Here is a 5,596-nt window from a genome sequence, read left to right as displayed (position 1 = left end):
CATACAACCAAACTGAAAAGCTAAGGGAACAAAGAAAAACCATAAACCACTGATTTTACGTGATTAAGCATAACGCCCAATTAAGGGGTGAACAACGCCTCCAACCAAGCCTAAAGCATTGTGCCATAAACACTAAATTTGAAGTAGAAGCAAAAATACCAAGCGTTGAGAATCCCTCTTTAATTGTTTGTTATATGCCGTTTCTAATTTTTTACAGATTCGTCAGATACAGGATAACTAGATTCTAGTTCTAGAACTTGATTTCGAATTGTTGATATTTCATCTTTTTGATGGTTGTAGATTTTTAAGATTGCCTCATATCTGTCGGTACTGATATTTTTCGTAGCCAATACTGAGCCTTCAATTTCAGCCAACTTATCGTGTACCTCTTTTAACTCACTATCATATACTTCGGCTTGACTGACCAAAAGACTATTTTGCTTACTTAAATGACCAATCGTAGCACTTGAGGAAATACTACCGATAATTTGGAGAACAAAGCCCAACATAAGTAGTCCGAGTCCAAGTTTTGACCACTTCTTTACAACCATAATTTGTTTCTTTGAGTCCCTTACTATTTGATCGTAATTAGGACCACCGCCAACCACCGCTTCTTCCATCACTGCGTTAAATTCAGGGTGATCAATTGTTGCAGTTATACCAAACCTCCATAGAAGCCATGCACCGATAACATCCAGCACTAACCCTATATAAGGAAAGTAGTTTAAAAGTTCCATAATTCCTCATTATCCCCAAGGCATATAACGCCGCGTTAAGGGGCGCAGGCACGCAATACAAAAGTGACCGCATCACACTTTAACCACTAAACTTACCGCAAATTGAAAATGCCACACGTGCCAAGTCCCTCTTAAACGCTTTGTTAGGCCCTCAAGTCGCTTACAACCGTAGTCTCAATCTTGGGTAAATGCTTAGCTTCATTGACATAATCTATAAACATCGTACAGCTTTCAATGTTAGAGACTTTCCAAACCCCATTAGTTAAGGTCAAAGTCCAAATTGTTTCGACATCTTTGAATTTTTTACTCCCTTCAACAATTTTTCCTGTCTCTTTAACCATTAGGTAATCTTGAGTTTCTCCCGTAATAGCAACCACAACCATAGAACCTTCGTGTTCTACAGATTGATTCCTATGAACAAATAGTAACGGCTTAATTTTGGACAAATGGGTTACCTTACATACATTAACCAACCCTTGTTTTTTCCAATTCTCAAGATGTACTTGCTGCTGATTTTGCCAATACCAATCTGTCATCCAGTCTGAAACACTCGATAAGTCTTCACTATCCCAACCAGCATGCACTCGATAGAAACAATCCTTGACTCTTTCTTGTACTTTTAACCACTCAAACAGTTCACTATAGCAAGCCATAAACCTTAGATCTTTTCTAGCACGTTGCTCAGCTAGTTTCTCCTTGCAAAAGGCGTACACTATAAACGGTGAAAAAAAGACTAATAAACATATTATTATTACCTTTCCCCAGAATGTCTCAGATAATACGCTTGCAATTTTTCCTCCAGGGCCAGCAAATGCGGGCTCTGCTACCACTAAACATGCGACAACAATTGCCGACAAATAAACCACTAATTTACTCATTGAACTTCCTTGTATACTATTTGGGCCTAACGCTGCGTTAAGGGGTGAATGCCGCACAAACTAATCTTCCCGCAGACCACTTTCACCACCAAAACTCGCCGTATACCAAAAATGCCACGCGGCATGAATCCCGCTTTAACGCCTTGTTATGCTTCGACTTTCTATAAGCTCACAAATAGCTTCATAAACCTCTTCTTCGATTTCTTGTTTAGTTGGACTAATTTTCATCTTATTTAGTTTAAAAATCAGCCTGTCGTAAACAGAAATATCTACATAATGCAAGAAGAACGAAACTATCCAATATTTCCACACGTCATCATCACTACTTAAAATCAGCAACAAAGGTTCTACAAGCTCTAAATCTAACTGCAATAACCTTTGTGAAACAGGATCTGCAACTGGCCAATTCAAGTCCTGCAAACACTCAAGCAACTCGTAAACATAAGGTGCTATTTCTTCGTTTGACAAAAACTTCAGTTGCTCGCAGGTTTCTAGATCTAACTTGTGTTTAGGAACAATTTTACTCATTTGACGTCCGATTAGATGCATAACGCCGCGTTAAGGGGCGCAGGCACGCAACACAAAAGTGACCGCATAACACCTTAACCGCTAAACAAACTGCAAACCAAAAATGCCACGCGTGCCAAGTCCCTCTTTAACGCTTTGTTATGAGACTTTTACGCCCCAACTAGGTTAACATTTCGTTAAAAATGGCACCAAGTAAAGCGGAAATCACAGCGACACCCCATTTATTTGAAAAATCCAATGCACTATTTAATAATTGCCCCCGATTTTTTATATCCACAACTAACAGGTATTTTATAAATAGATGCTCATATAGCGTTGTGGTGTAAGATCCGTAAACACTTGATGCTCTTGTATAAATGATGAAACGATGCATGCACTTTTTAATAAAATCATCTGTAATATCGTCAGGAGATATACCGTGCGCAATTATTATACTCGTTTCCACTCTACGAACCCATTCCGACTTGTAGGGGCGAATAGTAACTACCACGTCCCCTTTAGGTGACAATGAAAAACATAGCCCTGCTCCTTTTTCAAAATCTAGTTTGGAGCCACCATTCGCTAACTTTTTAGTTATACCCGTATAATTGGATTCAGCAGTGATCTGAATCGAATCCAAATTTTCAAATTCATTATTATCTTGGCAAAATAATAGAAACGGATATCCAGTGTTTTTTGCAGACAGTATAAGCTCATTAAAATGAAATTTAATTTTATTCTTAACTTCAAGCTTCCAATTAAGTCGCTTTCGCTCTAGCTCAAAATGACTTCTTGCCAATTTCTTCGATTCTATTTTTAAGTTCATAAACTCCATACTTTCAGACTGGTCTCATAACGCACAGTTAAGGGGTGAAGCACGCAATGACCAAGCCTCTGCATAGCACTTCAACACAAAAGCCACCGCATACCAAAAATGCCGCGCGTGCTGAATCCCACTTGAACTGTTTGTTAGGCTAATTTTACGATCGATGATCTCCAATAAGTGATAAGCACAATCAGTAACATCCATGGCATCGCGTACCACCAAAAGTAAGACGCATCACTATCTGTCAGATAAAAATAGATAACCAAGAAAACACTTAAAAGCAACGATATTGTGTAAGCGAACCATAAAGCCACACACACATCATTACTGAACTGAGACATTGTCACTCCACGCTCAGCACAAGCCGCAAAAACTAAACCAAAACCAATTGCTCCACCAACAGTAATATGAACAAATGAAAGCGGTATTAAAACCCAAAGTGACATCATTCTCTCCCTGATTAGCCTAACGCTGCGTTAAGGGGTGAATGCCGCCTAAACCAACCTTCCGCAGACCACCTTCACCACCAAAACTAACCGCATACCAAAAATGCCACGCGGCATGAATCCCACTTTAACGCTTTGTTATATTTTCGATTTCGCTAACACTCAAAATGTCTTTACAGCGCTCTTTCTCAATACGCGAAAGTACCACATCTTGATGCTCTCTAACCAAGTTCCATAAGTATCCATCTGCCTTTCGATACTCGAACGCTAAATCAATACTACTAAAATACTTCGATTTCAAAAGCGGCTCTGACGGATAGTGTTTTTGAACTTCTGTAAGGCATCTTTCTGTGTTGACTATGTTAACCATCAAATCTATTGCCTCTTCGAGTTCAGAGCTAACAAACTTTTTTTGCGTGATATAAATATCGTGCTGTTGCTCCCAAAGAGTCACCATATGTAAGCCAACTTTTCTAAGCTCTTCAGCTTCAATTTCTGTGGCCAAGTACTCTTTGAACTCAAGAGCATTGTTCGAACTGGATGCCAAAGAAAGAGATGAAAATAGCAGACAAAATAAAATCAGAGTCCTTCCCATGTATCCCTTACCTCGAATGAAAATATAACGCTGCGTTAAGGGGTGAATGCCGCTTAAACCAGCTTTCCGCAGACCACTTTCACCACCAAAATTCACCGTATACCAAAAATGCCACGCGGCATGAATCCCACTTGAACGCCTTGTTATGGCTTGGACTTAACGCGTTCTTTACTTGCCTGATTCAATCATTTCTATGATTTTATAGGCTTTTTCGAAGTGATCTAGCTGGTGAGTTTGAATCCACCAAGTAGCTGCCTCCATTAACAACTCTGGATCGTCGTTTTTATTAGCGAAAAATGCATAGAATGAAACTCCAACATTCTCGCCCTTTTGTGCGATTTTCTTAGCACAAACATCTAACACTTTACGACGTAAGGGTTCACGCATTCATTATGCCCACTTAGATTGAAGTAAAAACAATACTTTACACAACGAATAGAGCACAAACAACAAATACTGTTTATCCAAACAGTGTCATTTTTTGAGGAAGCCATAACGCCCAATTAAGGTGTGAAGCACGCAATGACCAAGCTTCTGCATGGCACTTCAACACCCAAAACCTCCGCATACCAAAAATGCCACGCGTGCTGAATCACTCTTAAATTGTTTGTTAGGCGACTCAGTACGTTTCAAACTTTATAACACCAATTTCTATTGCTTCTTCATTTACGAATTTGAACCAAATGTTATTGGTAATATCAGCAACAGTCATTTCTTCAGATAAATCCAACTTCTGTTTTTCCTCTTCAGTCAATTCCCTTGTCAACCAGAAGCTTTTCACGTAACTATTACTGCCATCATTTGTAAGATCTAAAACTCCTCCTAAAAGGCTTTCAGATTTATTTTTTGAAACACCTAAACAAAATTCACCAATGCAAGTAGGTAACTCTAGCTTGCTTGGGCTACATTTCAATCCTGGATTGTCCAAATGAATACTCATTCTGGTAATAATGGATTGGGCTCCCATTGGGCCTGAACTAAAAACCGCATAAATACCATTATCAGAAACATAACAATAACCATTTTCATGGTGACCATATGGGATACTTTGAAATTGAGATTTACCGAGTTTTTTAGACACGTCATCAATTGTAGATTGATATATTTCAATTCCAACATAATCAGATGGTAAATTTACGGCTGCAACTGACCATAATGGCAATAATAAAAACAGGAATAAGATTCTATACATGACTTCCCTCGCCTAACGCCGCGTTAAGGGGTGAATGCCGCTTAAACCAACTTTCCGCAGACCACTTTCACCGCCAAAACTCACCGCATACCAAAAATGCCACGCGGCATGAATCCCTCTTGAACGCCTTGTTATGTTTAAGACTCAAAGGGCTAAGTTTTACGATACCAAGAGCTTAACTCGACTTACCTTCGCACACCAAAACCATAGGCTAAAAAACTGAATTAACTCATAAAATTGATTGAACTTGCATTGAGTCTTAACGTGAGAAACGAAAGCTGAAGCTCTAACTTTGAAACTGACCAACCTGCACTCACCTCATCCAAACACTGCAGTTAAATGAGGCAACTCTCAGAATTTTTAGCGCCCAAGAATTGGAGTCCAAAAACAGAGACCACTGAAGCCAACTTGCCGA

The 5,596-nt window shown here is 39.2% G+C and carries 8 protein-coding genes; all 8 read right to left on the bottom strand.

From position 1 onward, the window contains the following. Window positions 1-203: 203 nt before the first annotated feature. The 8 genes from LZU85_RS20130 to LZU85_RS20070 all read right to left on the bottom strand — a co-directional run bounded on the left by LZU85_RS20130 (window position 204) and on the right by LZU85_RS20070 (window position 5,181). The gene (locus LZU85_RS20130; protein WP_237288339.1) at window positions 204-737 is read right to left on the bottom strand and encodes a hypothetical protein; all 534 of its coding nucleotides are present in this window, start codon (window positions 735-737) and stop codon (window positions 204-206) included. Between the two features lie 143 nt (window positions 738-880). Next, entirely contained in the window at window positions 881-1,615 is a 735-nt protein-coding gene (locus LZU85_RS20125; protein WP_237288337.1) for a Tim44 domain-containing protein, read from the bottom strand. A gap of 135 nt (window positions 1,616-1,750) precedes the next feature. Then, window positions 1,751-2,143 carry a DUF5071 domain-containing protein gene (locus tag LZU85_RS20115; protein WP_225459305.1) on the bottom strand — a complete coding sequence of 131 codons (393 nt, stop codon included), beginning with the start codon at window positions 2,141-2,143 and terminating at the stop codon, window positions 1,751-1,753. A 160-nt stretch (window positions 2,144-2,303) separates the two neighbouring features. Continuing rightward, window positions 2,304-2,948: a hypothetical protein gene (locus LZU85_RS20105; RefSeq protein ID WP_237288335.1), complete on the bottom strand. Its 645-nt coding sequence runs from the start codon at window positions 2,946-2,948 to the stop codon at window positions 2,304-2,306. Between the two features lie 143 nt (window positions 2,949-3,091). Then, complete coding sequence (locus LZU85_RS20095; protein ID WP_118893581.1) at window positions 3,092-3,394, bottom strand: hypothetical protein; 303 nt, start codon at window positions 3,392-3,394, stop codon at window positions 3,092-3,094. Window positions 3,395-3,521: 127 nt separating this feature from the next. Beyond that, window positions 3,522-4,085: a hypothetical protein gene (locus tag LZU85_RS20085; protein WP_237288334.1), complete on the bottom strand. Its 564-nt coding sequence runs from the start codon at window positions 4,083-4,085 to the stop codon at window positions 3,522-3,524. A 72-nt stretch (window positions 4,086-4,157) separates the two neighbouring features. Then, window positions 4,158-4,376, bottom strand: coding sequence for a DUF6500 family protein (locus tag LZU85_RS20080; protein WP_237288332.1), 219 nt, complete (start codon window positions 4,374-4,376; stop codon window positions 4,158-4,160). Between the two features lie 232 nt (window positions 4,377-4,608). Next, entirely contained in the window at window positions 4,609-5,181 is a 573-nt protein-coding gene (locus tag LZU85_RS20070; RefSeq protein ID WP_060531643.1) for a hypothetical protein, read from the bottom strand. Window positions 5,182-5,596: the final 415 nt, after the last annotated feature.

The organism is Vibrio floridensis, assembly GCF_021852965.1.
Lineage (GTDB): Bacteria > Pseudomonadota > Gammaproteobacteria > Enterobacterales > Vibrionaceae > Vibrio > Vibrio floridensis.
The sequence above is the reverse complement of the archived record's forward strand: the minus strand, read 5'-3'. Positions and strand labels throughout refer to the sequence as shown.

Excerpts from the sequence above, each read along its gene's own strand:
- LZU85_RS20115 (WP_225459305.1), bottom strand. The coding sequence starts at position 2,143 with ATGAGTAAAATTGTTCCTAAACACAAGTTAGATCTAGAAACCTGCGAG.
- LZU85_RS20130 (WP_237288339.1), bottom strand. The coding sequence starts at position 737 with ATGGAACTTTTAAACTACTTTCCTTATATAGGGTTAGTGCTGGATGTT.
- LZU85_RS20080 (WP_237288332.1), bottom strand. The coding sequence starts at position 4,376 with ATGCGTGAACCCTTACGTCGTAAAGTGTTAGATGTTTGTGCTAAGAAA.
- LZU85_RS20070 (WP_060531643.1), bottom strand. The coding sequence starts at position 5,181 with ATGTATAGAATCTTATTCCTGTTTTTATTATTGCCATTATGGTCAGTT.
- LZU85_RS20105 (WP_237288335.1), bottom strand. The coding sequence starts at position 2,948 with ATGAACTTAAAAATAGAATCGAAGAAATTGGCAAGAAGTCATTTTGAG.
- LZU85_RS20125 (WP_237288337.1), bottom strand. The coding sequence starts at position 1,615 with ATGAGTAAATTAGTGGTTTATTTGTCGGCAATTGTTGTCGCATGTTTA.
- LZU85_RS20095 (WP_118893581.1), bottom strand. The coding sequence starts at position 3,394 with ATGTCACTTTGGGTTTTAATACCGCTTTCATTTGTTCATATTACTGTT.